Below are 24,238 nucleotides of genomic sequence, written 5' to 3' on the forward strand. Positions count from 1 at the left end.
AGGGGTGAAGCGGGGTGGGATGCCGCGGCTCGGCCGGTGCTCGCAGGAGCCGGTCGCGCCGCGTGCCGCGGCTCGGACCGCGGCTCAGCCGAGGACGGGCAGCAGCGGGATCGCGGCGAGCCCGGCGAGGACGCCGCCGACGAGGGGCCCGACGACGGGGACCCAGGAGTAGGACCAGTCGGAGCCGCCCTTGCCCGCGATCGGGAGGATGGCGTGCGCGATGCGCGGGCCGAGGTCGCGCGCGGGGTTGATGGCATAGCCCGTGGGGCCGCCGAGCGAGGCGCCGATGCCGACGACGAGGAGCGCGACGGGCAGCGCGCCGAGCGCGGCGAGGCCGCCCGCGTCACCGTTCCGGCCGAAGCCGATGACGACGAAGACGAGCACGAACGTGCCGATGATCTCGGTGACGAGGTTCCACCCGTACGAGCGGATCGCCGGGCCGGTCGAGAACACGCCGAGCTTGTTGGCCGGCTCGGGCTCGGCGTCGAAGTGCTGCTTGTACGCCAGCCAGCAGAGCACCGCGCCGATGAAGGCGCCCGCGAGCTGCGCGCCGATGTAGGCGAGCACCGACACCACGTTCACCGGGACGCCCTGTCCGAACTCGGTCGCGCCGTTCGCGACGAGGCCGACGGTGACCGCCGGGTTCAGGTGCGCGCCCGAGGCGTACGAGACGACGACACCGGCGAAGACCGCGAGGCCCCAGCCGAAGTTCACCATCAGGAACCCGCCGTTGAAGCCCTTGGTGCGCACGAGCGCCACGTTGGCCACGACGCCGCAGCCGAGCAGCACGAGCATGGCCGTCCCGACGAGCTCTGAGAGCACGTCGATGCCGAGATTGTCCACGTTGACCTTCTTTCGAGGGTGGGGCGGCCCTGCGCCGCCGTCGGATTTCCACTGGGCCCGGCGCCGGCACGACGGCCGGCGGCGAGGGCCCCGATGAAAGCTATCCGCCGATCACCCCCGGAATGGCCCGATCCGGGTGCACATCCGTCCAGATTCGAACCGGGCGCGCGGCTGCGGCCGACCCCGGGGGGCGGGTCAGGCCGTCAGGGCTGCGACGCTCCGGGCCGGGGCATCCAGCAGCACGCCGTGCCGCTCGGCGAGGACACGCCGGAGGTCCGCCACCTCGTCCGCCCGGCGCGCGGCGTCCCAGCCGAGCACGTCGCCGGCGATGCCCGCGAGCTCGTCGAGGAGGCCGGCGGTCACGGCGCCGGTGAAGGCGAGGCTCGTGCGCCGCTGGACCAGGTCGCCCAGGTGGGCGACCCGCTCGTGACGGACGAGCCAGGCGATCTCGCCGCGCGTGTAGCCCGGGTGGTGCGCGAGCACCTGGTCGGGCTCGCCCTCGAGGTCGGCGAGGATCGCCTCGGCGCGCGTGCCGTACCGCTCGAGCAGCTGCTCGGCGCGGTCGCGGCCGACCTCGTCGCCGTGTGCGACGACCCAGACACGGCGCGCATCATCGGTCGTGGGGTAGCCCGCGCCGCCGCCGATCGGAAGCCCCGCGGTGGAACGCACGCGCTCGCGGCCGAGGAGGCCGAGCACTTCGTCGGAGAGGTGCTCGGCGAGCGCCCGGAACGTCGTCCACTTGCCGCCGACGAGGCTCAGCAGCGTCGCACCGGGACGCTCGGCGATGGGAGCGCGCTCGATCCGGTAGTCGCGGGAGACGAACCCGGGCTGCGTGTCGTCGTGGCGCGGCAGCGGCCGCACGCCCGAGAACCGGTAAACGATCTGCGTCCGGTCGACCTCGATCGACGGAAAGACGTGCTTCACGAGGTCGAAGAAGTAGTCGACCTCCTCTTCCGTGCAGATCGCGGGTTCGCGCAGGTCGTGCTCGAGGTCGGTCGTGCCGACCATGACCCGGCCCTTCAGCGGGTAGATGAGCACGATGCGGCCGTCTTCGTGCTCGAAGAAGATCTCGCGCCCGCCGGTGGCGGCCAGCAGTTCGGGGTGGTCGAGCACGATGTGCGACCCCTTGGTGCCGCCCATGTAGCTCGTCGGCCGGCCGAGCGCCTCGTTCGTGAGGTCGGTCCAGGGGCCGGAGGCGTTCACGACGACGTCGGCGGCGAGGTCGAACTCCTCACCCGTCAGCCCGTCGCGCACGCGCACCCCGTCGGCGCCGAGCGCGACCGCGGCGAGGTGGTTCGCGGCGCGGGCGTGCGGGCCGGCGGCCAGGCCGTCGTGCAGCACGTCGAGGGCGAGCCGCTCGGGGTCGTGCATGCTGGCGTCGTAGTAGGTGGCCGTGTACTTCACGTCGGGGTTCAGACGGGGCAGCTCCGCGAGCGAGCGCTTCCGTCCGTGGAACCGGTGCCGGGGCACACTGCCGCCGTCGCGCGAGAACGAGTCGTAGATCGTGAGCCCGGTCTTGATGAGCGCTGCGCCGCGTTCGGTCGGCTTGCCCTGCCGGTGGGTGAGGAAGCGAAGCGGCGCTGCGAGGATGCCGGAGAACGTGGAGAAGATCGGCACCGTCGTCTGCAGCGGCTTGACATAGTGGGGGGCGATCTTGATGAGCGCGTTGCGCTCGGTGACCGACTCCTGCACGAGCCGGAACTCGCCGTTCTCGAGGTAGCGGATCCCGCCGTGGATCATGTGCGAGGAGGCCGAGGAGGCGCCGGAGACGAAGTCGTCGCGTTCGACGAGCACGACGTCGACGCCCTGCAGGGCGAGGTCGCGGAAGGTCGCGATGCCGTTGATGCCGCCGCCGATGATGACGACGGATGCCTCGGGCCGGGCGCGGAGCGCCTCGATCTCGGGGCGAGCAGCGCCGGCGGCGCCGGGGGCGCCGTTCGTCGACGTCGACGTGGAGGTGGGCATCGCGGTCCTTTCGGAGCAGTGACGGGCGCGGCGGTTGCGCCGAGCGTCCCGGGTGTGGATGAATACATCGTGAACGCGTGCGAACACTCTTTCAAGCCGCGTGCACAAACGTGCAAGGGGACGCAGACATGGACACCAACCGGACGGCCGAGCGAGATCGCGCCCGCGAGCAGCTGCCGCCGAAGACGCGGGAGGCGCTCCGCGCCGCGCACCTGTACTACATGCAGGACCTCACGATGGACGCGATCGCGCACGAGCTGCACACGTCGCGGTCCTCCGTCTCACGCCTCTTGAGCCACGCCCGCGCGAGCGGGCTCGTGGAGATCTCCATCCACTCGCCGCTCGACCTGCCGAGCCGCCTCGAGCAGGAGATCCTCGAGGCGTACGGCGTCGGCGCCCACGTCGTCCCCGTTCCCGACCATGCGACCGACGTCGATCGCCTCGAGCGCGTGGCCCTGTCGGCTGCACGCATTCTCGGCCGGTTCGTCGACTCGAACCAGACCATCGGCATCGCATGGGGCTCGACCATGGGCGCGGTCAGCCGCCACCTCGTGCCGAAGCCGACGCACAACACCGAGATCGTGCAGCTGAACGGCGCCGGAAACCTCCGCACCACCGGCATCGTCTACGCGAGCGAGCTGCTGCGCCGCTTCGGCGACGCGTTCGGCGCGCACGTGCAGCAGTTCCCGGTGCCGGCGTTCTTCGACGACCCCGCGACCAAGCGCGCGTTCTGGCGCGAGCGCAGCACGAGGCGACTGCTCGATCTGCAGGGCCGGCTCGACGTGGCGCTCTTCGGCGTCGGCTCGCCCTTCGCCGAGGTGCCGAGCCACGTGTACCAGGGCGGCTACCTGGAGCGGGCCGACTACGAGGGGCTCAGCCGCGATGGCGCGGTCGGCGACGTGGCGACGGTGTTCTACCGTGCCGACGGCTCGACCGACGGCATCGCCCTGAACGCCCGCGCCACCGGGCCGGAGTTCCACGTGCTGCGCCGCGCCCCGCGCCGCATCTGCGTGGTCTCGGGGCGCGCGAAGCTGCCGAGCCTGCGCGGCGCCCTCGCCGCCGACCTCATCACCGACCTGATCGTCGACGAAGGCACCGCGCGCGGCCTCGTCGAGTGAGCGCCCGGAGCGAGCCCATCGCGTGAGCCCGTTGCGGGGCTCGTTGCGGGAGCCCGTTGCGCAATCGTGACGACACACGCCGTCGCGGGCGGTTAGCGTGACCACGTCGCCACCGCGGGCGACGCGACGAGAGGATGCCATGGCCCCGACGACGACCGCCGACCGGGCGTCCCGGGTGTGGGTCCCCGTCCTCGCCGGGCTGCTCCTCGTCGGCGGCGGCATCGCCGGCCATCAGCTCGGTTCCGCCGTGCTGCACGAACGTGCATCGGCGATCTGGGCGGCGACCGACGCGCGGTACGACCGGGCCGGCGTCGACCTCGCGAGCCAGGTCGATCAGGCCGAATCCCTCGGCGTGCGTGCGGTGACGCTGCGCGAGGTGCTCTCTGCCGAGCTCGCTGGCGCCGAGGCGCTCGCCGCGCTCGACGCCGACCTCGAGCTGCTCGGCGAGCGGATCTCCGCCCCGCCCGCGCGCCCCGCGTCGGGCGAGATCCGTCTGTCCGAGCCCGACGTCGCACTGCCCGCATGGGTCCGGTACGCCGACCTGGTCCGCCTGCACGAGCTCGTGCCGGCGCGCGTGGAGACGGCCGTCCGCCTCGAGGTCGCCGCCGACCAGGTCCTCGATGCGCGGCGAGCCGTCGACGACGACATCCGGGCTGTGTTCGACCAGGCCGCGACGGCCGCGGAGGCGCAGCTGTCCGCCGCGACGTCGGCATCGCATCGCAGCCGGCTCGCCGTCGAGCGCCTGATCGACGACATCGACGACACCGGCGTCCCGCCCGGCGCCGACGCCTACCGTGCGCTCGCCGAGGCCGTCGCCGAGCTACAGGCCTCCCACGCGGCGGAAGAGGCGCGGAAGCTCACCCGCGAGTACCCGGTCCGTGCAGAGATCGAGGCGTTCGCCCGCTCGATCGCCGCTGGCGTCCCGCTCGATTTCTCCTGGGCGTACGAGGTCGCCGGCAAGCCGAGCGACGGCTGGCTCGCGGGCACCGCGGAGCTCTGGCCCGATGGCGGCGGGTGGAGCCACGTCACCCTCAGCGAGTCGATCTCCGACTCGTGGCCCGATGAGAACGCGCGGGCGGTGGTCGTGCACGAGGTCGGCCACACGCAGGCGCTCCGCCCGGTGTGCGCGGCGATCTTCTCCTCCCCCGTCTTCGGCGGCGAGCACGAGGTGTGGGCCACCGCGTGGGCCATCGGCATGGGCTACGACCTGCCGGGCGCCGGCATCGAGGCGTACGGGCGGCCTAGCGACGAGCAGATCGAGGCGTCGAAGGGATGCCGCTGACCGCGGAACGCCTCCGCCCGTGCGTGCGGGAATAGGCCGGCCGCTGCGGCGTTGACCTAGAATCGACACGACAAGCGTGCTCCGGGGTCGGTGCAAGTCCGAACCGGCGGTGACAGTCCGCGAGCCGGGCGCGCGTGGCCGACCGGCCGCGCGCGCCCGGTTGAACCGGTGGGATTCCGGTACCGACGGTGAAAGTCCGGATGGGAGGCGGCACGTGTCGGCGGCGCCGTGCGTCGCCGACGTCCGGCATGCCGGACGCATCCCCCGGAGCCTGAAGGCAGGACTGGGATGACGGCGAACGAGGTCGGCACCGCCGAGGCGCGCGCCATGCGGCGGGCCCTCGAGCTCGCGGCGCTCGGCCCGGCGACGGGGGTGAACCCGCGCGTGGGCTGCGTGCTGCTCGCCCCGGACGGCCGCGTGCTCGCCGAGGGCTGGCACCGCGGCGCCGGGACCCCGCACGCCGAGGTCGACGCCCTCTCGAAGCTGCCGGCAGGCTCGGCGCGCGGCGCGACCGCCGTGGTCACGCTCGAGCCGTGCAACCACACGGGCCGCACCGGGCCCTGCTCCGAGGCGCTCATCGCCGCCGGGGTCGGGCGCGTCGTGTACGCCGTCGCCGATCCCGGCCGACGCTCCTCGGGCGGTGCGGCGCGGCTCGCCTCGGCGGGCGTCGAGGTCGAGTCGGGCGTGCTCGCGGACGAGGTCGAGGCTTTCCTCGCCGACTGGCTGTTCACGGCCAGGCACGGGCGGCCGTTCGTCACGGTCAAGTGGGCGGCCACCCTCGACGGGCGCACCGCCGCCGCGGACGGCACCTCGCAGTGGATCACGGGTCCCGCAGCGCGCGCCGACGTGCACCGGCGCCGGTCGCAGGCCGACGCCATCGGCGTCGGCACGGGCACGCTCCTCGCCGACGACCCGTCGCTGACGGCGCGCACCGCCGACGGCGCCCTGCTCGAGGCCCAGCCGGTGCCCGTCGTCTTCGGCCGGCGCCCGGTGCCGGCGGAGGCGGCCGTGACGAGGCATCCGCACCCGCCGATCCTGCTCGACGGCGCAGATCTCGCGAGCGACCTCGGGCAGCTCGCCGGGCGCGGCATCCGGTCGCTCTTCCTCGAGGGCGGCCCGACGCTCGCGAGCGCGTTCCTCGCCGCCGGCCTCGTCGACGAACTGCTCGTCTACCTCGCCCCCGCCCTCCTCGGCGGCCCGCGCCTGGCCGTCGGCGACCTCGGCATCGGCACGATCGCCGACGCCCTCCGATTCGACTTCGCCGCCGTCGAGCGGCTCGGCGACGACCTCCTCGTCGTCGCCACCCCGGTCCAGGGCGGCGCCAGCCGCGCCCGGACCTCCACCACCGAAGGGAACTGACATGTTCACCGGCATCATCGAGGAACTCGGCCGCATCGAGCGGGTCGAGCGCACGGCCGACGCCGCGCGCCTCACCGTGCGCGGCCCGCTCGCCGTCCAGGGCGTGCGGCACGGCGACTCCATCGCGGTCTCGGGCGTGTGCCTCACCGTCGTCGACTTCGACGAGACCGGCTTCACGGCCGACGTGATGGCCCAGACGCTCGCGATGTCGACGCTCGACGAGGCCCGCGAAGGGCTCGCGGTGAACCTCGAACGCGCCGCGGAGGTCGGCGACCGGCTCGGCGGGCACATCGTGCAGGGACACATCGACGGCACCGCCCGCGTGCTCGAGATCCGGCCGGGCGAGGCGTGGCGGGTCATCCGCTTCTCGCTCGACCGGGCGCACGCGCCGCTCGTCGTCGACAAGGGCTCCATCGCCGTCGACGGCGTGTCGCTCACGGTCAGCGCCATCGGCGACGAGCCCGACGGGTCGTGGTTCGAGGTGTCGCTCATCCCCGAGACGCTCGCGGCCACGACGCTCGGCGAGCGCCAAGTCGGCGACGCCGTGAACATCGAGACCGACATCATCGCGCGGCACGTCGAACGGATGCTCCGCCTCGGCGTCGTCCCCGCGGAGGCGCAGCGCGTGGAGACGGCCTCCTCGCTCGATCCCGAGTCGGTCGCGACCGGAGGTGCCGCATGAGTCTCGCCACGATCCCCGAGGTGCTCGAGGCGCTGCGCGCCGGCAAGCCCGTCATCGTCGCCGACGACGAGGCCCGCGAGAACGAGGGCGACGCCATCATGGCGGCCGAGTTCGCGACCCAGGAGTGGATCGCGTGGATGGTGCGCCACACCAGCGGATTCCTCTGCGCGCCCATGCCCGGCGCCCTGGCCGACCGGCTCGAGCTGCCCGCGATGGTCGAACGCAACGAAGACGTCCGCGGCACGGCGTACACCGTGTCGGTCGACGCGGCCGACCGCGTGTCGACGGGCATCTCGGCGTCCGACCGCGCACACACGCTCCGCGTGCTCGCCGACCCGGATGCGACGCCCGACCGGCTCATCCGCCCGGGCCACATCCTCCCGCTCCGCGCGGTCGACGGCGGGGTCCGCGAACGCGCCGGCCACACCGAGGCCGCCGTCGACCTCATGCGCCTCGCGGGGCTCGCCCCCGTCGGCGTGATCGCCGAGCTCGTGGGCGACGACGGCGAGATGCTGCGACTGCCGGGCCTCATCGAGCTCGGTGAGCGCGAGGGGCTGCCGGTGACGACGGTCGCGGCGCTCATCGACTGGCTGCGCGAATGGCATGCCGGGCAGGACCTCGAGGCGGGGCCTGCGGCGCCCATCGCCGAAGGCAGCACCGTCGGCTTCGAGGTCGAGACGAACCTGCCGACAGTCCACGGCACGTTCCGGGTGCGCGCCTACCGGGATCGCCGGACGGGTGCCGACCACGTGGCGATCATCGCGGGCGACCCGGCCGGCGACCCCGCCGGCGCGATCGTCCGGGTGCACTCGGAGTGCCTCACGGGCGAGGCGTTCGGATCGCTGAAGTGCGAGTGCGGCCCGCAGCTCGACGCGGCGCTCGAAGCGATCCGCGAGTCCGGCGGCGTCGTGGTCTACCTCCGCGGACACGAGGGACGCGGCATCGGGCTCATCAACAAACTGCGCGCGTACCGCCTGCAGGAGGACGGCCTCGACACGCTCGACGCGAACGTCGCGCTCGGCCTGCCGATCGACTCGCGCGACTACTCGGCCGCGAGCGCCATCCTCGACGATCTCGGTGTGGAGCGGGTGCGCCTGCTCACGAACAACCCCGAGAAGGTCAGGCAGCTCGAAGCCCACGGCATCCGCGTCGCCGAGCGGCTGCCGCTCGTCGTCGGCGTCGGCGCCGGCAACCAGGGCTACCTGGAGACCAAGGCGCGGCGCATGGGCCACGCCATCGACGACGGCCAGCTGGCGGATGCCTCGGCCGAGACCCTCTTGGAAGGACACGCCTCATGAGCGGAGCAGGCTCCCCCACCCTCGACATCGACGGCACCGGCCTCGACGTCGTGATCGTCGCCGGCAGCTGGCACGACGAGATCACCGACGGCCTCATCGCCGGAGCGACCCGGACCCTCGAGGCATCCGGTGCTTCGTTCTCGCTGGTGCGCGTGCCAGGCAGTTTCGAACTGCCGGTGGTCGCGAAGGCGGCGCTCGAGGCGGGAGCCGATGCCGTCGTCGCGCTGGGCGTGATCATCCGCGGCGGCACACCGCACTTCGAGTACGTCTCGTCGGCGGCGACCGACGGGCTCACCCGGGTGGCGCTCGACACGGGAAAGCCCGTCGGCTTCGGCGTGCTCACCCTCGACGACGAGCAGCAGGGCCTCGATCGCGCCGGACTGCCCGGCTCGAAGGAGGACAAGGGGCGCGAGGCCGCGGAAGCCGCGATCGCGACGGCACGCGTGCTCCGGACCCTGCGCGGCTGAGCCCGCGCGCCGATTCGACTTCGACGATCGGTAGAACTTAAACTCGGCTCCATGGAGACCCTCCGTCACATCGTCGTGTTCGTCCACCTGATCGGGTTCGCCCTGCTCTTCGGCGCGTGGGCCGTCGAGGCCGTGAACCGGCGGTTCGACGTGACCCGCCTGATGAGCTACGGCCTGCTCATCGCCGGCGTCGCCGGGCTCGCCCTCGCGGCGCCGTGGGGCATCGAGTACGACCTGAACTACGCCAAGCTCGGCGTGAAGCTCGTGGTGCTCGTCGCGATCGGCGCGCTGCTCGGCATCGGCTCCGCCCGTCAGAAGCGCAACGGCTCCGTGCCGCCCGCGCTCTTCTGGTCGATCGGCGCCCTCACGCTCGTGAACGCCGGCATCGCCGTCATCTGGCGCTGACCGTTCGTCGCACCGACACCGCCGTTCGTCGCACGGTGCCGCCGTCCACCCGGCCGGGTGGACGGCGGCACCGCCGCGATGACGTAATGTGACTGGGTTGCCACAAGCGACGATTCCCACCGTTCCGGGCCCGCCCACGCCAGACCGACGTTCTCGCCCGGGCGACCCCACGTCCCACCGGAGTCCTCGCAGGCGATGTCCACTTCCAGCACGACGGCCGCAGCGGCCGCGTCCTCCAGCCCCACCACCCCGGCCAACCCGCGCAGCCGGGTCATCCTGGCCAGCCTCATCGGCACCACGATCGAGTTCTACGACTTCTACGTCTACGCCACCGCGGCGGTGCTGGTCTTCCCGCACCTCTTCTTCCCCGCGGGCGACGCGACCACCGCGCTGCTCTCCTCGTTCGCCGTCTTCGGCGCGGCGATGGTCGCTCGGCCGCTCGGCGCGGTCGTGTTCGGCCACCTCGGCGACAAGCACGGGCGCAAGGCCACGCTCGTGGGCGCCCTGCTCACCATGGGCATTGCGACCTTCCTCATCGGCGTGCTGCCGACCTACGCCCTCGTCGGCTGGCTCGCGCCGCTGCTGCTCGTGATCCTCCGCATCGCGCAGGGCTTCGCCCTCGGCGGCGAGTGGTCGGGTGCCGCGCTCGTCGCGACCGAGAACGCCCCGACGGGCAAGCGCGCCTGGTACGGCACGTTCCCGCAGCTCGGCGCGCCGATCGGGTTCATCATCGCGAACGGGCTGTTCCTCATCATCGCCGCGGCCCTGCCCTCCGACGACCCGAGCATGCCGTCTCAGGCGTTCCTCGACTGGGGCTGGCGCATCCCGTTCCTGTTCTCGGTCGTGATGGTCGTCGTCGGCCTCTGGGTGCGGCTGCGGCTGGTCGAGTCGACGGCGTTCTCCAAGGCCTCGCAGGAGGGCAAGCTCAAGCGCCTCCCGCTCGCGAGCGTGTTCAAGAGCTACTGGAAGGAGCTCATCCTCGGCACCTTCTTCATGCTGGCGACCTACGTGCTCTTCTACCTGATGACCACGTTCTCGCTGAGCTACGGGCGCGCACCGATCGAGGCCGCCGAGGGCGCCCTCCCCGGCCTCGGCTACTCGTACAACACGTTCGTGCTCATGCTCATCGGGGGCGTCGTCTTCTTCGGCATCTTCACGCTGCTCTCCGGCCCGTGGGCCGACCGCTGGGGCCGCCGGAAGACGCTCATCTGGGTCACGCTCGGCATCATCGTCTTCGGCCTGCTGTGGGTGCCGCTGCTCGGCGCCGGCTTCTGGGGCGTGATGCTGTGGCTCATCGTCGGCTTCGCGCTCATGGGCATGACGTTCGGTCCGATGGGCGCCCTGCTGCCCGAGCTGTTCCCGACGAACGTGCGCTACACCGGCTCCGGCATCTCGTACAACGTCTCGTCGATCCTCGGTGCGGCGGTCGCGCCGTTCATCGCGGTCGCGCTCTGGCAGGCCGGCGGCGGCAGCCCGTTCTGGGTCGGCATCTACCTGTCGGCCATGGCGGTGCTCACCCTCATCGCGCTCCTGGTCTCGCGCGAGACGAAGGACGTCGACATCGATCGCTGAGTCCTGATCAGCTCACGACGGATGCCCCGGGCCTCATGCCCGGGGCATCCGTCGTTCCGCATTCGTTGCTCTCTGCCCCCCTTCTGGGCCGCGGGTCGCCGGCGTAGCATGGCCGGCGACAGGATGGCCGGGTTCCCAGCCGGCATCGTCGTCGCCCGGCGCCCGGTGAGGACGACGCGCGTGATGCACACGACGATGGACATGATGAAGGACGCCATGTCGGCCGAGCAGGGGCCGATGCCGGGCATGGATCTCACGCTGATGCAGGAGTGTCTCGAGGCCCTCTCCGCGTGCGAGCAGGCGTGCGTGATGTGCGCCGACGCCGACGCGGGCGAGGGCATGGGCCGGTGCGCCGGGATGTGCGCGAACTGCGCCGACCTCTGCGGCACCATGATGCGGATGATGCTCCGCATGAACGGCTGGGACGCGGCCGTGATGATGTCGGCGATGGAGACCACCATGGCGATGTGCCGGGCGTGCTCGGCCGAGTGCATGATGCACGCGGAGATGAGCGAGCACTGCCGGATGTGCGCCATGGCCTGCGACGAGGCGGCGTCGTCGCTCGAGCGGCTGCTCGGTTCGATGCGGGAGCGGATGCCCGCGATGTGAGAAGGCCGCGGCGTCAGGCGTCGGCTCCGCGGGGTCGGGCGTCAGGCGTCAGGCGTCAGGCGTCAGGCGGCGGCGACGCTGAGGTGCTCGTCGCCGACGGCGAGCACGCCGTAGACGGCGTGGAGCGCGACGGGCTCGCCGCTCCGGAGGCGTCCGCCGAGGGGCGCATGGTGCCAGACCCGGCGGAGCCCTCCGTCGAGGGCGGCGACGGTGACGAACCCGTCGGCACCGGCCTCGAGCACGACGGCGTCGACCCAGCGGCTGGGGGTCGCGCGCGCGACCCGCGCCTGCACCGCGTTCAGGCCATGGCCCGGCCGGTCGCTCCGGCAGGCCTCGTGCGCCTCGCAGCCCCGCATGCCCATGACCCGGCCCGGCTGGGGCCGGGTGGCGGCGTGCGGTTCGCGGTGCGACATGAGGACTCCTTGCGACGGTGCGGGCGACGATACGCCTCCACCGCGCCGACGTCGCGGGCGAGCGTCACACGCGGCAACACGTCCGCGTCGCACGGGCGGCGCGTGCACCCGTCCTCCGTCGGTGTGCGCCCTCGCGCCCGTCAGTCGAGGAACAGCGCCCGCAGCCGGGAGGTGGTGAAGAACATGCCGGCGACGACCATGACGACGTAGTACGCCACGTGCCAGAGCAGCCCGAGACCGACGGCACCCGTGGTGAGGCCCCGGACCAGTTCGACCCCGTGCCAGAGCGGCAGCGCCTGGATGACCCACTGGATCGGCTCGGGGTACACCGAGAGGGGGTAGAACGTCGAGGAGAACAGGAACATGGGCAGCATCACGAAGTTGATCCAGTCCATCTGCTGGAACGTCTTCAGGTAGCTCGTGACCGCCATGCCGAGGCTCGCGAACCCGAAGGCGATGAGGAGCACGGCGGGCAGGGCGAGCAGCGCCCACCACGAGAGGGTGAGCCCGAGCACCTGCATCACGAGCATGAAGCCCGTGGCGTAGAGCCCGCCACGGAGGAGTGCCAGCGAGATCTCGCCGAGCGCGACGTCGAACGGGCCGAGGGTCGTCGCGAGCATGCCCTCGTAGAGCTTCGCGAACCGGATCTTGAAGAACACGTTCCACGTCGAGTCGTAGATGGCGCCGTTCATGGCCGCGACCGCGAGCAGCGCCGGCGCGATGAACGCGGCGTACGGGATCTCGCGGCCGTCGGCCGTCACCGTGCCGACGAGCGCCCCGAGTCCGACGCCGAGCGAGAGCAGGTAGAAGATCGGCTCGAACAGCCCGGAGAGCATGACGACCCAGTTGGTCGAGCGCGTCGCCCGCCAGCCGCGGTACATCACGGCCCGCGCGTTGCCCGCGTAGAGGGAGCGGAGCGGCCGGCGGGAGGTCCGGTGCTCGATGGCGTGGTCGACGGTCGTCATCATGCGGCGAGCCTCCGGACGGCGATGCGCCGGGCCCACACCCAGCCCACGGCGGTCATCGCGAGGAGCACCACGACGTGCAGGGCGGTGAGCCACACCGGCTCGGGGTATCCGAAGGTCGCGACGCGCGCGAGCTCGGTGCCGTGCCAGAGCGGCGAGATCCAGCCGATCCACTGCAGGAACCACGGCAGCTCGGAGAGCGGGAAGAAGGTGCCGGAGAACAGGGTGAGGGGCAGCACCACGAGCCGCTCGACCATGGCGAGCTGGCCGGTGTCCTCCGTGATCGTGGACGCATAGGCCATGAGCAGCGTGCCGAAGGCCATGCCTGTGAGGATCGCGGCGACGATCGCGAGCCAGCCCGTCGGCGCGGGCACGGCGCCGAAGGCGAGCATGAAGAGGTAGTAGATCGCGACCGTCGCGGCCAGCCGCACGACGACCGAGATGACGAGCCCGTCGACGATCTGCCCCGGCCGGATCGGGGCGGCGTGCATCGCCGAGAAGGTCGGGTTCCACTTGTAGCCGAGTAGCACCGGGTAGGAGAACTCGATCGTCGCGGTCGTGAGGCCGGCACTGCAGAGCAGCGCCGGTGCGACGAACACCAGATAGCCGACGCCCTGCGCCTCGAGGCCGGCGCCGCGGTCGACGAGCGTCGCAAGGCCCACGCCCATCGCGTACAGGTAGATGAGCGGCTCGCCGAAGCCCGTGACGAGGATGGTCTGCGCGTACGAGCGCATGACCCGGAAGCGGTGCTCGGCCACGTACCAGGCGCCGAAGCGCCTCGGCCGCACGCCGGCGGCGAGCGCGCGGCGCGCGTCGGCGGACGGGGCGCCGGACGCGGTCGCGGCGACCGCGTCGCCTGCTGCTGCGCCGCTCATTCGATGAGGCTCCGCCCGGTCAGCCGCAGGAAGACGTCTTCGAGGCTCGAGCGCCGCACGAGGCTGGTGATGGGGTGCAGCCCGCCGTCGGCGATGCGGGCGAGCTCCGCCTCGCCGTCGGCGGCGTAGACGAGGACGCGGTCGGGCAGCACCTCGATGCGGTCGCCCGTGCCCTCGAGCAGGCGCGCGACCTCCTCGTTGCGGTCGGAGCCGAAGCGGAGCTCGAGCACCTCGCGCGAGGAGTACCGGCGGATGAGCTCGGCGGGGGTGCCCTCCGCCATGATGCGGCCGTGGTCGACGACGACCAGCCGGTCGCAGAGCTGCTCGGCCTCGTCCATGTAGTGCGTGGTGAGCACGAGGGTGGTGCCCTGCTCCTTCAGGCGGAACAGGCGATCCCAGAGGATGTGCCTGGCCTGCGGGTCGAGCCCGGTGGTCGGCTCGTCGAGCAGCAGGATGCGCGGGTCGTTGATGAGGCCGCGGGCGATCGTGAGCCGGCGCTTCATGCCGCCCGAGAGCGCGTCGACCTTGGCCTTGGCCTTCTCCTCGAGCTGCGCGAAGGCGAGCAGCTCGTCGGCGCGGCGGGCGACCTGGGCGCGCGGCAGGCCGAAGTAACGGCCGTAGACGAGCAGGTTCTCGCGCACCCGCAGCTCTTCGTCGAGGTTGTCGGACTGCGGCACGACGCCGAGCTGCGAGCGGATCTCGGGGCCGTGCCGGTCGGGGTCGAGCCCGAGGATCGACAGCTCCCCGCCCGTGCGGGTGGACACCGCGCCGATCATGCGCATGGTCGTGGACTTGCCCGCACCGTTCGGCCCGAGCAGACCGAACGACTCGCCGGGCGCGACCTCGAACGAGAGGCCGTCGACGGCGGCGAAGTCGCCGTACCGCTTCACGAGGTCGGTGGCGACGATCACAGGCGCAGGCACGGTATCCCACCGTAGCGGCGGGGTGCGACATCGGCGAGGGATGCCTCGCTCCGCCGAGGTAACCCCCGACAGTTGTCAACGTGAATTGACGCCCTGCCCACTGTCAACTACCGTTGACGAAATGGACGACCGCACCCTCCGCACCGCCATCGCCGCCGCGGACGGCGACGACCCCTACCGCGCCCTCCGCGAGCTGCACCGCGCCCGGGTCGAGCTCACCCGCGAGCTCGACCGCGCGGAGGCCGTCGCCGTGCGGCGCGCCCGCGCGTCCGGCGCGAGCTGGCAGCTCATCGCCCTCGCCCTCGAGGTGAGCAGACAGGCCGTCCACAAGAAGTACGGGCGCGACTGACGCTCGGACACGACGCGTATGCTGCAATGGCCATGACCCAGAGCGAGACCCCCGCCGCCCGTCGTTCGCCCCTCTCCCGCCGCGCCGGACGCGGCGCGCGCACCGGCCCCCGCGCGACCGTGCGCCAGCTGATCCCCTACCTCACCGAGCACAAGGTCGTCCTCGGTGTCGTCGTCGGCCTCAGCCTGGTGCTCGCCGCCGCGAGCCTCGCCCAGCCGCTCGTCGTCGGGCGGGTCATCACCGTCGTCGAGGCCGGTCAGCCGCTCGGCGGCCTCGTCTGGCTGCTCGTGCTGCTCGTGATCGTTCAGGGCGTCGTCAGCGGCTACCAGCACTACCTGCTCCAGCGGACGGGCGAGGGCGTCGTGCTCACGAGCCGGAAGCGGCTGATCGCCCGCATCCTGCGCCTGCCGATCGCCGAGTTCGACACCCGCCGCACGGGCGACCTCGTCTCCCGCGTGGGCAGCGACACCACGCTGCTGCGAGCGGTGCTCACCCAGGGCGGCGTGGAGGCCATCGGCGGCATCGTGACGTTCGTCGGCGCGCTCATCGCCATGGCGATCCTCGACGCCGTGCTGCTCGGGCTCACGGTCCTCGTCGTCGCCGTCGCGATCGGCACCGCCGCGGCCCTCTCGCTCAAGATCCGCGAGGCATCCCATCTCGCTCAAGAGAAGGTCGGCTCGCTCGCCTCCGCGGTCGAGCGCGCGATCAGCTCGGTCCGCACCATCCGGGCCGCCGGCGCCACGGAGCGGGAGATCCGTGCGACGACGGAGGAGGCCGAGGGCGCCTGGCGGATGGGCGTGCGCGTGGCGAAGATCTCGGCGCTCGTCGTGCCGGTCGCCGGCATCGCGATGCAGGTGTCGTTCCTCGTCGTGCTCGGCGTCGGCGGCTACCGCGTCGCGAGCGGCGCGATCACCGTCGCGAACCTCGTCTCCTTCATCCTGTTCCTCTTCATGATGATCATGCCGCTCGGCCAGGTGCTGGGCGCGGTGCTCGCGATCAACCAGGCCCTCGGCGCGCTCGGGCGCATCCAGGAGGTCCTCGACCTGCCCGACGAAGATCAGGAGGACCGCCGCCTGGCCCCGCTCGCCGTCATGGTCGGGCCGGCCAACGAAGGGCTGCTCCCGAACGCGCCCGCCGTCGAGTTCGACCAGGTCTCCTTCGCGTACGCCCGAACCGACCCCAACGACCCGGCCGATCCCGCGAACGACTCCCCCGACGAGCACCTGCCAGAGCCCGACGTCACCGGACGCCAGCCCGTGCTCCGCGGTGTCTCGTTCCAGGTGCCGCGCGGGCAGCGCATCGCCCTCGTCGGCCCCTCGGGCGCCGGCAAGTCGACCATCCTCTCGCTCATCGAGCGCTTCTACGACCCGAGCGTCGGCACCGTCCGCCTCGGCGGACTCGACCTGCGCTCCCTCGATCGCACCGAGCTGCGCGCGCAGATCGGCTACGTCGAGCAGGACGCGCCCGTCCTCGCCGGGACCATCCGCGACAACCTCCTCCTCGGCAGCCCCGACGCGACCGACGTCGAGTGCGAGTACGTGCTCAGGCAGGTCAACCTCGGGCACGTCCTCGAGCGCGACCCCGCCGGCCTCGATGCGCAGGTCGGAGAAGACGGCATCATGCTCTCCGGCGGTGAGCGCCAGCGGCTCGCGATCGCCCGGGCGCTGCTCGCGGCGCCGCCGATCCTGCTCCTCGACGAGTCGACGTCCTCCCTCGACGGCGTGAACGAGCGGATGATGCGGGAGGCGATCGACGCCGTCTCCGCCGGACGGACGCTCATCGTCATCGCCCACCGGCTCTCGACGGTCGTCGACTCCGACCGCATCATCGTCCTCGACGAGGGCCGCGTGGTCGGCGAGGGCACGCACGCCGAACTCGTCGCCAAGGTGCCGCTCTACCGCGAACTGGCCGAGCACCAGCTGCTCGTCTGACGCGCCTCGGCGGGCCGCCGTCCCGGCCGCCGACGGCGGCGGCTCGGGTGGTCGAGACCGGTCGCACCGCCGTGACGGTTCAGGGCGAACCCGAGGGCTCCTCAGTGACGGCACGGATGCCTCGCCACCAGCGGCATCCGTAGCGTGGCGTCGTCCTCATCGACCCACATCGGGCGGCGCTGCCGCCCGGCCGACCGGAAGCCGAGCCATGACCCTCACCGACGCCGCCCGCCGGGGCGCACCGACCTCCGCCGCCCGAGCGCACGCCGCTCGCACCGCCGCGACCCGAGCCGAAGCCGCCCGCACCGAGGCCACGCCGCATCGGCCCGAGCCGCCGTACGACCGCATCGCCGCGCTCGGAGACCCGAGCGCCATCGAGGCCACCGACACCTTGCCGGCCGATGCGCTCGGCGACGGCTTCGACGACCTGCACTCGCGCATGCGGGACTGGCTGCGCCGCTGGGAGCTCGTGCCCGTGCCGGCGTTCGAGCCCGTCCGCGACGCCTTCCCTGCGGTGGAGCAGCGGAGTTCGCTCCGCTCGCCCGCGACGCGGGCCGACGGCGCGGTCCGGGTCACGGCGAGCCTCTACGATCCGCCGACGCGCGCGGGAGCGCCCCTCGCGTGGTCGCGGAACTGGGTGAGCGTCGTGCCGCTCCCCCGAGCCGAGGAGGCCGGGCGGCTGCACTACCGGTTCGCCGTCGGCAGCCGCCTGGTGCTCGACGGTCAGGCCGAGACGAGTCTGGTGTCGACGAGCCTCAACGTCGGCGTCGTCGCCGACTCCGCCACCGCGAGCCCCTTCGACGCCCCGGGGTTCGCGACGCCGATCGCCCGGCCGCTCGTCGCGGTGCAGTGCCGCGAGGACGCGGAAGCCGACGCGACGCAGTCCTTCGAGGGCTCGGTCGACGTCGAGGCGGGCGACTCGCCGGTGCTGGCCTTTGTGATGGGCATTGACGTCGTGTTCCGCGACGGCTGGGTGCGCATCCACGAGGGATCGAGCAGCTGGGTGGGCCCCGCCGCATCGGGCGCGACGGGCGGCATCGAGGTCCGCTTCACGCCGGCGCCGCTGCTCGCCATGTTCGGTCGGGACTGACCGAGACCGAGACCGAGCGGGCCGAGGCCGACGGGGCCGAGCCCGACCGGTCGTAGACTCCCCGCATGGCGCGGTTCGTGGTGGTGCTGCCGGTGGCGCCGCTCGAGGCCGGAGCGGAGTTCGAGGTGGCCGACTGGCCGCTGCACGTGACCCTGGTGGAGCCGTTCGACGCCGCGGACATTCCGGGGACGCGGCTCGCCGCGGCGCTCGACGCCGTCGCGCGAGCGGCGACGCCGATCCGGGCGACCGCGGGCGGCGACGCATGGTTCGGACGCCGGCACGACGTACCCGTGACGCTCGTCGTGGACGGCTCGGGCGCCATCGCCCGGCTCCGTTCGGCCGCGGTCGACGCGATCCGGGCGACCGGCATCCGTCTCGACGTCAGGCAGGACTTCCGTCCGCACGTCACCGCGAAGCCCCACGGCCGGCTGCATCAGGGCGCGGCGGTCCTCCTCGACCGGATCGCGCTCGTCGATCAGCGCCCGGCCCGCGGGGCGGGCCACCGCCTGGTCGAGGCGGTCGTCAGTCTCGCGGGAGCTGATCGGGCGTGACGGTGTCTCGCCGCCGCACGATCACCCGGACGAGCTGGACCAGCACGATGACGGCGACGACGGGCAGGGCCACGACGGCGAGGACGATCATGGCGTGCCATCCGGTGAATGAGTCCAGCATGCGCCGACCTTAGCGCGCGGGCCCGGCGGGCGCGACGGTTCCGCCCGCAGCGGGCTCGTCCGGAGCGTCGTCGCCGGTCGCCGACGTCGGCGCGGCGCCCCGCCCCTGCCAGGGCCAGCGACCCGAGATCTCCAGCTCGAGCGACCAGCTGAGGAAGGTCCGGATGAGCACGATGATCGCGAGCACGCCCACCGATTCGAGCGTCGGCGTGACCGCGACGGTCTTGATGATGTCGGCCGCGACGAGGAGCTCGAGGCCGAGCAGGATGGCTCGCCCGAGCACGCGCCGGAACCGCGTGTAGACCGGCGAGATGCGGCGCAGCCCCCGCGTGGCCGCATCCACGACGGCGTAGAGCACGCCCACGACGATGGCGACGACGCCCGCCACATCGACGATCTCGCCGACCGCCGAGATGATCTCCCCGAACTGCATGGCCACCCCCTCGCGCCACACGGTATCGGCGGCGGGCGACGCCGGCGGCGCGACATCCCGACCGTCGTCGGATGGCGCGCCGCGCGGCTCGCTACGCGCGCTCGCGCTCGAGGTGGTAGCGCAGGCTCGCGAGCTCCGCCTTCAGCGCGGCGGGCACGCGGTCGCCGAACTGCGCGAAGTACTCCTCGGTGAGGTCGCACTCGGCGAGCCAGGAGTCGGGGTCGACGTCGAACAGGTGCGCCAGCGTCTCCTCGTCGAGGTCGAGTCCGTCGAGGTCGAGCGCGCCGTGCGCGGGCAGCAAGCCGATGGGCGTCTCCGTCGCGTCCGCCGTGCCCTCGATCCGTCCGACGATCCACTCGAGCACCCGCGAGTTCTCGCCGAACCCGGGCCAGAGGAAGGAGCCGTCGGCGCCCTTGCGGAACCAGTTCACCTGGAAGATCTTCGGGGCGTTCTCCCCCAGCACCCGGCCCATCTTCACCCAGTGGCCCCAGTAGTCGGCCATGTTGTAGCCGCAGAACGGCAGCATCGCGAACGGGTCGCGGCGGAGCTCTCCGACGGTGCCCTCGGCCGCGGCCGTCTGCTCGGACGAGATCGTCGCGCCCATGAACACGCCGTGCTTCCAGCTGCGCGCCTCGGCGACGAGGGGCACGTTCGTCGCGCGGCGCCCGCCGAAGAGGATCGCGTCGATCGGCACACCATCGTGCGCGTCCCAGTCGTCAGAGATCTGCGGGCACTGCGACGCCGCGACCGTGAACCTCGAGTTCGGGTGCGCGGCGGGCCGGCCGGAGGCCGGGGTCCAGGGGTTGCCCTCCCAGTCGGTGAGCTCGGCCGGCGGTTCCTCGGTGAGGCCCTCCCACCAGACGTCGCCATCGGGGCGGAGCGCCACGTTCGTGAAGATCGTGTTGCCCCACAGGGTCTGCACGGCGGTCGGGTTGGTCGTCTCACCCGTCCCCGGGGCGACGCCGAAGAAGCCCGCCTCGGGGTTGATCGCGTACAGCCGCCCGTCGGCGCCCGGACGCATCCAGGCGATGTCGTCGCCGATCGTCTCGACCTTCCAGCCCGGGATGGTCGGCTGCAGCATGGCGAGGTTGGTCTTGCCGCAGGCCGACGGGAACGCGGCGGCCACGTGGTAGGCCCGGCCCTCGGGCGAAGTGATCTTGATGAGCAGCATGTGCTCGGCGAGCCATCCCTCGTCGCGGGCCATGACGCTCGCGATGCGCAGCGCAAAGCACTTCTTCGCCAGCAGCGCGTTGCCGCCGTAGCCCGAGCCGTACGACCAGATCTCGCGGGAGTCGGGGAACTGCACGATGTACTTCGTCTCGTTGCACGGCCAGTTGACCTCGGCACGGCGGTGTCCGACGCCGTCGACGAGCGGGTAGCCGACGGAGTGCACGGTGCGCACCCACGGCTCGCCCGCCTCGATGAGACGGACGACCTGCTCGCCCATGCGCGTCATGATGCCCATGGAGAGCACGACGTAGGGCGAATCGGTGATCTCGACGCCGAGCTGGGAGATCGGGCCGCCGAGGGGCCCCATCGAGAAGGGCACCACGTACATCGTGCGACCCTTCATCGACCCGTCGAAAACCTCGGCGAGCTCCTCGCGCATGGCGTGCGGGTCGCGCCAGTTGTTCGTGGGACCGGCGTCCTCTTCGTAGGTCGAGCAGATGAAGGTGCGGTCCTCGACCCGGGCCACGTCGCTCGGGTCGGTGCGGGCGAGGAAGGAGTTCGGCCGCCACTCGGGGTTGAGCTTGATGAGCTTGCCCTCGGCGACGAGCTGCTTGGCCAGGAGGTCGGCCTCGTGCCGCGACCCGTCGCACCAGACGATCTCGTCGGGCTTCGTGAGGGCGGCGATGTCGGCGACCCAGGCGGCCAGCGCCGGGTCGGTGGTGCCGCGGCGCGCGCTCGCGTCGGCGCCGTCGGGGACTGCGGCGGTGTTTGGCGAGAACTCGGAGATGGTCATCGTCGTCCCTTCCTGTGGGGCCTCCGGCTGGCCGGAGTGGAGCTGTGTTTCCAGAATGCGCGCATTTCGGACCCCTGATGCGAGATTCCGCGCGTTAAGAATCGCGGTTCTTTCGGTAGGCTTAAGGCATGAAGGCAGGCACGCCAGACCTCGCGACCCTCGGCCACCGCATCCGGCACTTCCGCGGCGAGCGCGGACTGACGCTCGACCAGCTCGGCGAGGCCGTCGGCCTCGCGGGCAGCCAGCTCTCGCTCATCGAGAACGGCAAGCGCGAGCCGAAGCTGTCCACGCTCGACGCGCTCGCCGTCGCGCTCGGGGTCGAGCTCGCCGACCTCCTCGCGCGAGAAGCGCCCAGCCGGCGGGCCGCCCTCGAACTCGAGCTGGCGCGCGCCCAGGCGAGCCCGCTGTACCAGAGCCTCGGGCTGTCGCCCATCCGTCCGGCTCGCGGCATCTCCGACGAGACGCTGGAGTCGATCGTCGGGCTGCACCGAGAGCTCCAGCGCCGCGCGAGCGAGGCCATCGCCACCCCGGAGGAGGCTCGGCGAGCGAACACCGACCTGCGGGAGCGCATGCGGGAGCGTGCGAACTACCTGCCCGAGATCGAGCAGCTCGCCGAGGAGCAGGTGCGCGCGTCCGGCCACCGCACCGGAGCGCTCACCCACCGCGAGGTGAGCGTCATGGCCGAGCGACTCGGCTTCAAGCTCATCTACGTCGACGACCTGCCCGACTCGACGCGCTCGATCACCGACCTCGAGAACGGGCGCATCTACCTCCCGCCCGCCTCGATCCCCGGCGGCCACGGCCTGCGATCCATGGCGCTCCAGGCCATGGCGCACCGCCTGCTCGGGCATCAGCCGCCCGCCAGCTACGACGAGTTCCTGCAGCAGCGGCTCGAGATCAACTACTTCGCCGCCGCCTGCCTCATGCCACAGGAGGCCTCGGTGGCCTTCCTCCAGGAGGCGAAGAAGGACAAGCGCCTCGCCATCGAGGACTTCCGCGACGCGTTCGGCGTGACGCACGAGGCGGCGGCCCTGCGGTTCACGAACCTCGCGACGAGCCACCTCGAGATGACGCTGCACTTCCTCCGGGTCGCCGGCGACGGCGCCCTGCTGAAGGGCTACGAGAACGACGGGCTGCCCCTGCCCACTGACGTCACGGGGTCGATCGAGGGCCAGTGGGTATGCAAGAAGTGGAGCGCCCGCACCGCGTTCGAGCATACGAACCGCACGACGGAGAACTACCAGTACACCGATACGCCCGCGGGCACGTTCTGGTGCGCGACGCAGACGGGCCGCACGGATGCCGCGGAGTTCTCGATCACCGTCGGTGTGCCGTTCAGCCAGGCGAAGTGGTTCCGGGGCCGCGAGACGACGGTGCGCGCGGTCTCGACGTGCCCCGACGAGTCGTGCTGCCGGCGGGCGCCCGCGGGGCTCTCCGAGCGCTGGGCGGGGCGGGCGTGGCCGAGTGCCCGGCTGCACGCGCACGTGCTCTCCCCCCTGCCCTCGGGCACGTTCCCGGGTGTCGACGACGCCGAGGTCTACGCGTTCCTGGAGGCGCACGCCGACCAGTAGCAGCGGAGACTTCATCGTGCCTCTTGCAATAGTGTGCGACACACAGTAACGTGTCGGACATGAGCACAGAGGACATCACCGCCGGGCATCTCCAGGAGTTGCGCCGCGGCACCGTCGTGCTGGCCTGCCTGATCCGGCTCCGCACCCCCGACTACGGGTACGCGCTGCTCGAATCGCTCAACGGGCTCGGCATCACGGTCGACGCCAACACGCTGTATCCGCTGCTGCGCCGGCTCGAGAAGCAGGCGCTGCTGACCAGCGAGTGGAACACCGACGAGGCCCGGCCTCGCAAGTTCTACCGCACGAGCCCCGACGGCGAGCGTCTCGCCGAGGCGCTCACCGCCGACTGGCACCTCATCGACGCGGCGCTCGCGCGCCTGACTACCGGAGACGAATCATGACCGACCTGACCGACCGCTACATCTGGGCCGCGATCCGCAGCGTGCCGATCGCCCAGCGCGCCGACCTCGAGCGCGAGCTCCGCGAACGCATCGGCGACGAGACCGACGCACTCGTCGAACAGGGGCGCACCGAGGCCGAGGCCGAACGGACCGCGCTCACCGAGCTCGGTGACCCGGTGGCGCTCGCCGCCGACTACGTCGACCGGCCGCTGCACCTCATCGGGCCGAAGTACTACCTCATGTGGTGGCGCCTGCTGAAGCTGCTGCTCGCTGTCGTCCTGCCGTTCGTCGCCCTCGGGTCCGCCATCGCGCAGGCCGTGTCGGGTGCGCCGGCGGGCGGCATCGTGGGCGGGGTGATCGGGCTCACCCTCTCCGTGGCCGTGCACATCGCCTTCTGGACGACCTTCGTCTTCGCCATGGTCGAGCGGCTCCCCGCCCGGCAGGGTCAGCGCCCGATCGAGGTTCCCTGGACCGTCGACCAGCTGCCCGCCCTCGCCGACCCGGCGAAGGCGTCGCGCCTCGGCGACCTGATCGCCTCGCTCGTGTTCCTCGCCGTCTTCGCCGTCGCCCTCGTGTGGCAGCAGTTCGGCATCCCGTGGGTGCCCGAGCTCCAGCAGGTGCCGCTCCTGCAGCCCGAGCTCTGGTCGTTCTGGCTGCCGTACTTCCTAGGGCTCATCGTGCTCGAGGCGCTGTTCGCCGTGGCGGTCTACCTGCTCGGCTGGACGTGGTGGCTCGCGGCCGTGAACCTCGTGCTGAACGCGGCGTTCGTGATCCCCGCGGTGTGGCTGTTCCTCACCGGTCAGTTGGTGAGCGAGCCGGCCCTCGAGGCGATGAACTGGCCGTGGGGCGACTCGGCTCCCGTCATCGTGGCGGTGATCGTCGTGACGGTCATCGGCGTCGCGATCTGGGACGTCGTCGACGGCGCGATCAAGGCGGCCCGGGCGGGCGGCGCCCGCCGCGCGGAGGCGCAACTCACCTGACCGGACGCACCGGCCGACGGATGCCGCGGCGGAGCCCTCGGGCCCGCCGCGGCATCCTCGTCGTCGGGTGGCC

Annotated in this window: 25 protein-coding genes; 16 read left to right on the forward strand and 9 right to left on the reverse strand. The window is 72.2% G+C overall.

Annotation, left to right across the window (positions count from 1 at the left end; all coding sequences use genetic code 11):
- Window positions 1-84: 84 nt before the first annotated feature.
- Complete coding sequence (locus ABIQ69_RS12110; RefSeq protein ID WP_350347374.1) at window positions 85-843, reverse strand: MIP/aquaporin family protein; 759 nt, start codon at window positions 841-843, stop codon at window positions 85-87.
- Window positions 844-1,038: 195 nt separating this feature from the next.
- On the reverse strand, window positions 1,039-2,808 hold the full coding sequence (locus ABIQ69_RS12115) for a glycerol-3-phosphate dehydrogenase/oxidase (protein ID WP_350347375.1): 1,770 nt from the start codon (window positions 2,806-2,808) through the stop codon (window positions 1,039-1,041).
- Window positions 2,809-2,936: 128 nt separating this feature from the next.
- On the opposite strand from ABIQ69_RS12115, the gene ABIQ69_RS12120 reads away from it, so the two are divergent.
- The 9 genes from ABIQ69_RS12120 to ABIQ69_RS12160 all read left to right on the forward strand — a co-directional run bounded on the left by ABIQ69_RS12120 (window position 2,937) and on the right by ABIQ69_RS12160 (window position 11,600).
- Entirely contained in the window at window positions 2,937-3,926 is a 990-nt protein-coding gene (locus tag ABIQ69_RS12120) for a sugar-binding domain-containing protein (protein ID WP_350347376.1), read from the forward strand.
- Window positions 3,927-4,065: 139 nt separating this feature from the next.
- Window positions 4,066-5,208 carry a hypothetical protein gene (locus ABIQ69_RS12125; RefSeq protein ID WP_350347377.1) on the forward strand — a complete coding sequence of 381 codons (1,143 nt, stop codon included), beginning with the start codon at window positions 4,066-4,068 and terminating at the stop codon, window positions 5,206-5,208.
- A gap of 288 nt (window positions 5,209-5,496) precedes the next feature.
- Entirely contained in the window at window positions 5,497-6,567 is a 1,071-nt protein-coding gene (ribD, locus tag ABIQ69_RS12130) for a bifunctional diaminohydroxyphosphoribosylaminopyrimidine deaminase/5-amino-6-(5-phosphoribosylamino)uracil reductase RibD (RefSeq protein WP_350347378.1), read from the forward strand.
- 1 nt (window position 6,568) lies between these two features.
- The gene (locus ABIQ69_RS12135; protein WP_350347379.1) at window positions 6,569-7,249 is read left to right on the forward strand and encodes a riboflavin synthase; all 681 of its coding nucleotides are present in this window, start codon (window positions 6,569-6,571) and stop codon (window positions 7,247-7,249) included.
- The gene (gene ribA / locus ABIQ69_RS12140) at window positions 7,246-8,547 is read left to right on the forward strand and encodes a GTP cyclohydrolase II (protein WP_350347380.1); all 1,302 of its coding nucleotides are present in this window, start codon (window positions 7,246-7,248) and stop codon (window positions 8,545-8,547) included. The genes ABIQ69_RS12135 and ribA overlap by 4 nt, the downstream gene beginning before the upstream one ends.
- Entirely contained in the window at window positions 8,544-9,014 is a 471-nt protein-coding gene (gene ribH / locus ABIQ69_RS12145; RefSeq protein WP_350347381.1) for a 6,7-dimethyl-8-ribityllumazine synthase, read from the forward strand. Before ribA ends, ribH begins: the two co-directional genes overlap by 4 nt.
- A gap of 51 nt (window positions 9,015-9,065) precedes the next feature.
- Complete coding sequence (locus tag ABIQ69_RS12150) at window positions 9,066-9,419, forward strand: Fe-S protein (RefSeq protein ID WP_350347382.1); 354 nt, start codon at window positions 9,066-9,068, stop codon at window positions 9,417-9,419.
- 195 nt (window positions 9,420-9,614) lie between these two features.
- The gene (locus tag ABIQ69_RS12155; protein WP_350347383.1) at window positions 9,615-10,991 is read left to right on the forward strand and encodes an MFS transporter; all 1,377 of its coding nucleotides are present in this window, start codon (window positions 9,615-9,617) and stop codon (window positions 10,989-10,991) included.
- 123 nt (window positions 10,992-11,114) lie between these two features.
- Complete coding sequence (locus ABIQ69_RS12160; protein ID WP_350347384.1) at window positions 11,115-11,600, forward strand: hypothetical protein; 486 nt, start codon at window positions 11,115-11,117, stop codon at window positions 11,598-11,600.
- A 62-nt stretch (window positions 11,601-11,662) separates the two neighbouring features.
- Here ABIQ69_RS12160 and ABIQ69_RS12165 read toward each other — a convergent pair whose 3' ends face one another.
- The 4 genes from ABIQ69_RS12165 to ABIQ69_RS12180 form a co-directional block, all read right to left on the reverse strand.
- On the reverse strand, window positions 11,663-12,013 hold the full coding sequence (locus ABIQ69_RS12165; RefSeq protein ID WP_350347385.1) for a hypothetical protein: 351 nt from the start codon (window positions 12,011-12,013) through the stop codon (window positions 11,663-11,665).
- A 140-nt stretch (window positions 12,014-12,153) separates the two neighbouring features.
- Entirely contained in the window at window positions 12,154-12,978 is an 825-nt protein-coding gene (locus ABIQ69_RS12170; protein ID WP_350350017.1) for an ABC transporter permease, read from the reverse strand.
- The gene (locus tag ABIQ69_RS12175) at window positions 12,978-13,853 is read right to left on the reverse strand and encodes an ABC transporter permease (protein WP_350347386.1); all 876 of its coding nucleotides are present in this window, start codon (window positions 13,851-13,853) and stop codon (window positions 12,978-12,980) included. The genes ABIQ69_RS12170 and ABIQ69_RS12175 overlap by 1 nt, the downstream gene beginning before the upstream one ends.
- Window positions 13,850-14,776 (reverse strand): ATP-binding cassette domain-containing protein, encoded by a 927-nt coding sequence (locus tag ABIQ69_RS12180; RefSeq protein ID WP_350347387.1) that lies wholly within the window; start codon window positions 14,774-14,776, stop codon window positions 13,850-13,852. Before ABIQ69_RS12180 ends, ABIQ69_RS12175 begins: the two co-directional genes overlap by 4 nt.
- A gap of 121 nt (window positions 14,777-14,897) precedes the next feature.
- Between ABIQ69_RS12180 and ABIQ69_RS12185 the strand changes: the two genes are divergently transcribed.
- The 4 genes from ABIQ69_RS12185 to ABIQ69_RS12200 all read left to right on the forward strand — a co-directional run bounded on the left by ABIQ69_RS12185 (window position 14,898) and on the right by ABIQ69_RS12200 (window position 18,697).
- On the forward strand, window positions 14,898-15,125 hold the full coding sequence (locus ABIQ69_RS12185) for a hypothetical protein (protein ID WP_350347388.1): 228 nt from the start codon (window positions 14,898-14,900) through the stop codon (window positions 15,123-15,125).
- A 26-nt stretch (window positions 15,126-15,151) separates the two neighbouring features.
- Complete coding sequence (locus tag ABIQ69_RS12190) at window positions 15,152-17,056, forward strand: ABC transporter ATP-binding protein (protein WP_350347389.1); 1,905 nt, start codon at window positions 15,152-15,154, stop codon at window positions 17,054-17,056.
- A gap of 208 nt (window positions 17,057-17,264) precedes the next feature.
- Window positions 17,265-18,146: a hypothetical protein gene (locus ABIQ69_RS12195; protein ID WP_350347390.1), complete on the forward strand. Its 882-nt coding sequence runs from the start codon at window positions 17,265-17,267 to the stop codon at window positions 18,144-18,146.
- A 65-nt stretch (window positions 18,147-18,211) separates the two neighbouring features.
- Entirely contained in the window at window positions 18,212-18,697 is a 486-nt protein-coding gene (locus tag ABIQ69_RS12200; protein WP_350347391.1) for a 2'-5' RNA ligase family protein, read from the forward strand.
- On the opposite strand, the gene ABIQ69_RS12205 is transcribed toward ABIQ69_RS12200, so the two are convergent.
- From ABIQ69_RS12205 to ABIQ69_RS12215, 3 genes are all read right to left on the reverse strand, one after another.
- Window positions 18,669-18,818, reverse strand: coding sequence for a hypothetical protein (locus ABIQ69_RS12205; RefSeq protein ID WP_350347392.1), 150 nt, complete (start codon window positions 18,816-18,818; stop codon window positions 18,669-18,671). The genes ABIQ69_RS12200 and ABIQ69_RS12205 overlap by 29 nt on opposite strands.
- 9 nt (window positions 18,819-18,827) lie before the next feature.
- The gene (locus ABIQ69_RS12210) at window positions 18,828-19,250 is read right to left on the reverse strand and encodes a DUF1622 domain-containing protein (protein ID WP_350347393.1); all 423 of its coding nucleotides are present in this window, start codon (window positions 19,248-19,250) and stop codon (window positions 18,828-18,830) included.
- 91 nt (window positions 19,251-19,341) lie between these two features.
- Window positions 19,342-21,213: a phosphoenolpyruvate carboxykinase (GTP) gene (locus ABIQ69_RS12215; protein WP_350347394.1), complete on the reverse strand. Its 1,872-nt coding sequence runs from the start codon at window positions 21,211-21,213 to the stop codon at window positions 19,342-19,344.
- Between the two features lie 128 nt (window positions 21,214-21,341).
- Between ABIQ69_RS12215 and ABIQ69_RS12220 the strand changes: the two genes are divergently transcribed.
- The 3 genes from ABIQ69_RS12220 to ABIQ69_RS12230 are packed head-to-tail and all read left to right on the forward strand — an operon-like array spanning window position 21,342 to window position 24,165.
- Window positions 21,342-22,784 carry a helix-turn-helix domain-containing protein gene (locus ABIQ69_RS12220; RefSeq protein ID WP_350347395.1) on the forward strand — a complete coding sequence of 481 codons (1,443 nt, stop codon included), beginning with the start codon at window positions 21,342-21,344 and terminating at the stop codon, window positions 22,782-22,784.
- A 59-nt stretch (window positions 22,785-22,843) separates the two neighbouring features.
- The gene (locus tag ABIQ69_RS12225) at window positions 22,844-23,185 is read left to right on the forward strand and encodes a PadR family transcriptional regulator (protein WP_350347396.1); all 342 of its coding nucleotides are present in this window, start codon (window positions 22,844-22,846) and stop codon (window positions 23,183-23,185) included.
- Window positions 23,182-24,165, forward strand: a complete 984-nt coding sequence (locus ABIQ69_RS12230; RefSeq protein WP_350347397.1) for a permease prefix domain 1-containing protein — start codon at window positions 23,182-23,184, stop codon at window positions 24,163-24,165. Before ABIQ69_RS12225 ends, ABIQ69_RS12230 begins: the two co-directional genes overlap by 4 nt.
- The last annotated feature ends 73 nt before the right edge of the window (window positions 24,166-24,238 follow it).

The sequence above is a fragment of the Agromyces sp. G08B096 genome (genome assembly GCF_040267705.1).
GTDB lineage: Bacteria > Actinomycetota > Actinomycetes > Actinomycetales > Microbacteriaceae > Agromyces.